At 48.5% G+C, this 2,142-nt stretch carries 21 tRNA genes; all 21 read right to left on the bottom strand.

What is annotated here, in order from left to right:
• Window positions 1-117: 117 nt before the first annotated feature.
• The 21 genes from KA858_RS12385 to KA858_RS12285 all read right to left on the bottom strand — a co-directional run bounded on the left by KA858_RS12385 (window position 118) and on the right by KA858_RS12285 (window position 2,111).
• Window positions 118-201, bottom strand: a tRNA-Leu gene (locus tag KA858_RS12385).
• Window positions 202-245: 44 nt separating this feature from the next.
• Window positions 246-320, bottom strand: a tRNA-Gly gene (locus KA858_RS12380).
• A gap of 99 nt (window positions 321-419) precedes the next feature.
• Window positions 420-494: transfer RNA gene (locus tag KA858_RS12375), tRNA-Gly, on the bottom strand.
• A gap of 12 nt (window positions 495-506) precedes the next feature.
• Window positions 507-581 (bottom strand) — tRNA-Gly (locus tag KA858_RS12370).
• Window positions 582-589: 8 nt separating this feature from the next.
• Window positions 590-663 (bottom strand) — tRNA-Cys (locus KA858_RS12365).
• A gap of 5 nt (window positions 664-668) precedes the next feature.
• Window positions 669-740 (bottom strand) — tRNA-Gln (locus KA858_RS12360).
• A 14-nt stretch (window positions 741-754) separates the two neighbouring features.
• A tRNA-His gene (locus KA858_RS12355) sits at window positions 755-827 on the bottom strand.
• Between the two features lie 2 nt (window positions 828-829).
• Window positions 830-903: transfer RNA gene (locus tag KA858_RS12350), tRNA-Trp, on the bottom strand.
• 8 nt (window positions 904-911) lie between these two features.
• A tRNA-Tyr gene (locus tag KA858_RS12345) sits at window positions 912-995 on the bottom strand.
• Window positions 996-1,001: 6 nt separating this feature from the next.
• Window positions 1,002-1,077: transfer RNA gene (locus KA858_RS12340), tRNA-Thr, on the bottom strand.
• Between the two features lie 9 nt (window positions 1,078-1,086).
• Window positions 1,087-1,159 (bottom strand) — tRNA-Phe (locus KA858_RS12335).
• Window positions 1,160-1,170: 11 nt separating this feature from the next.
• Window positions 1,171-1,246 (bottom strand) — tRNA-Asp (locus KA858_RS12330).
• A gap of 11 nt (window positions 1,247-1,257) precedes the next feature.
• Window positions 1,258-1,331, bottom strand: a tRNA-Met gene (locus KA858_RS12325).
• 11 nt (window positions 1,332-1,342) lie between these two features.
• Window positions 1,343-1,435, bottom strand: a tRNA-Ser gene (locus KA858_RS12320).
• Between the two features lie 35 nt (window positions 1,436-1,470).
• Window positions 1,471-1,546 (bottom strand) — tRNA-Asp (locus KA858_RS12315).
• A gap of 9 nt (window positions 1,547-1,555) precedes the next feature.
• Window positions 1,556-1,645: transfer RNA gene (locus KA858_RS12310), tRNA-Ser, on the bottom strand.
• 9 nt (window positions 1,646-1,654) lie between these two features.
• A tRNA-Ile gene (locus KA858_RS12305) sits at window positions 1,655-1,728 on the bottom strand.
• Window positions 1,729-1,756: 28 nt separating this feature from the next.
• Window positions 1,757-1,830: transfer RNA gene (locus KA858_RS12300), tRNA-Met, on the bottom strand.
• Window positions 1,831-1,854: 24 nt separating this feature from the next.
• Window positions 1,855-1,930: transfer RNA gene (locus KA858_RS12295), tRNA-Ala, on the bottom strand.
• 25 nt (window positions 1,931-1,955) lie between these two features.
• Window positions 1,956-2,029 (bottom strand) — tRNA-Pro (locus KA858_RS12290).
• A gap of 8 nt (window positions 2,030-2,037) precedes the next feature.
• A tRNA-Arg gene (locus KA858_RS12285) sits at window positions 2,038-2,111 on the bottom strand.
• Window positions 2,112-2,142 lie beyond the last annotated feature (31 nt).

Genomic DNA, 2,142 nt, shown 5'->3' with positions numbered 1-2,142 from the left:
GATGTTTGCGTAGAACCAAAATAGTTTTTAAAAGTGTCTAAAAGCATAAAAAAAAGAGCGAAAACATTGATTTAACAACATTTTCACTCTAAAAATTCCTAACAGAATTTAAAAGTATACCGGCGGTCGGGGTCGAACCGACACTCCAATACAGGAACGGGATTTTGAGTCCCGCGCGTCTGCCAATTCCGCCACGCCGGCTCAATTTTTGATAAATAAAAAACTTCCATTTGGAAGCAAAGACTTGGAGCGGAAGATAGGATTTGCACCTATATCTCGTTCCGGGAAGGAACGTATTCTAAAAGTTGAAATACTCCCGCATTACTAAAATATGGAGCGGAAGATAGGATTTACACCTATATCTCGTTCCGGGAAGGAACGTATTCTAAGAGTTGAAATACTCCCGCATTATTAGAATATGGAGCGGAAGATAGGATTTGCACCTATACCTTGTTCCGGGAAGGAACATATTCTAAGAGTTGAAATACTCCCGCATTATTAAAATATGGAGCGGAAGATAGGATTTGCACCTATATCTCATTCCGGGAAGGAATGTGTTCTAAAAATTGAACTACTCCCGCATCGTGCATGGAGGCGGCAACCGGATTTGAACCGGTGATAAAGGTTTTGCAGACCTCTGCCTTACCACTTGGCTATGCCGCCAATAACTGGGCTAGCTGGATTCGAACCAGCGCGTGACGGAGTCAAAGTCCGTTGCCTTACCGCTTGGCTATAGCCCATTAATATTATTAAGGGCGGTTGAAGGGAATCGAACCCTCGAGTGTCGGAACCACAATCCGATGCGTTAACCACTTCGCCACAACCGCCATGGCAGGGACAGTAGGAATCGAACCCACATCAAAGGTTTTGGAGACCTCTATTCTACCGTTGAACTATGTCCCTATTATAGATGGTGGAGGGGGGCAGATTCGAACTGCCGAACCCGAAGGAGCGGATTTACAGTCCGCCGCGTTTAGCCACTTCGCTACCCCTCCAAGAGATGGTGCCGGCCAGAGGACTTGAACCCCCAACCTACTGATTACAAGTCAGTTGCTCTACCAATTGAGCTAGGCCGGCATAGTGAAATGGTTCAGGACAGAGTCGAACTGCCGACACATGGAGCTTCAATCCATTGCTCTACCAACTGAGCTACTGAACCATAATTTGTAATGGCGGTCTCGACGGGAATCGAACCCGCGATCTCCTGCGTGACAGGCAGGCGTGTTAACCGCTACACTACGAGACCTAAAAATGTAATTGCGGGAGGCGGATTTGAACCACCGACCTTCGGGTTATGAGCCCGACGAGCTACCGAACTGCTCCATCCCGCGATAATAATTAATGGCGGAGGAAGAGGGATTCGAACCCCCGCGAGCCGTTAAGCCCCTGTCGGTTTTCAAGACCGATCCCTTCAGCCGGACTTGGGTATTCCTCCACTAATTAAATGTAAATTACTATAAAATTGATAAATGGCGGTCTCGACGGGAATCGAACCCGCGATCTCCTGCGTGACAGGCAGGCGTGTTAACCGCTACACTACGAGACCATTAAAATACGGAGGAAGAGGGATTCGAACCCCCGCGAGCCGTTAAGCCCCTGTCGGTTTTCAAGACCGATCCCTTCAGCCGGACTTGGGTATTCCTCCAAAATTATATGGACCTTGCAGGACTCGAACCTGCGACCGAACGGTTATGAGCCGTTAGCTCTAACCAACTGAGCTAAAGGTCCAAATTATAATTCTACAACTAATAAGTAGTGGCGGTGGAGGGGATCGAACCCCCGACCTCACGGGTATGAACCGTACGCTCTAGCCAGCTGAGCTACACCGCCGTTATCTAGTTTGTAAATGTAATATGGTGGAGACTAGCGGGATCGAACCGCTGACCTCCTGCGTGCAAAGCAGGCGCTCTCCCAGCTGAGCTAAGCCCCCATATTGTATTTAAATAAAGTTCCTATCGGGAAGACAGGATTCGAACCTGCGACCCCTTGGTCCCAAACCAAGTGCTCTACCAAGCTGAGCTACTTCCCGTAAGAGAACGCGCCCGATAGGAGTCGAACCCATAACCTCTTGATCCGTAGTCAAACGCTCTATCCAATTGAGCTACGGGCGCAAAATTATATATGGTGCCGAGGACCGGAATC

Origin of the sequence: Staphylococcus sp. GDX8P80P (assembly GCF_017893095.1) — a bacterium.
Classification (GTDB): Bacteria; Bacillota; Bacilli; order Staphylococcales; family Staphylococcaceae; genus Staphylococcus; species Staphylococcus borealis.
This window is presented reverse-complemented; position numbering and strand designations above follow the sequence as displayed.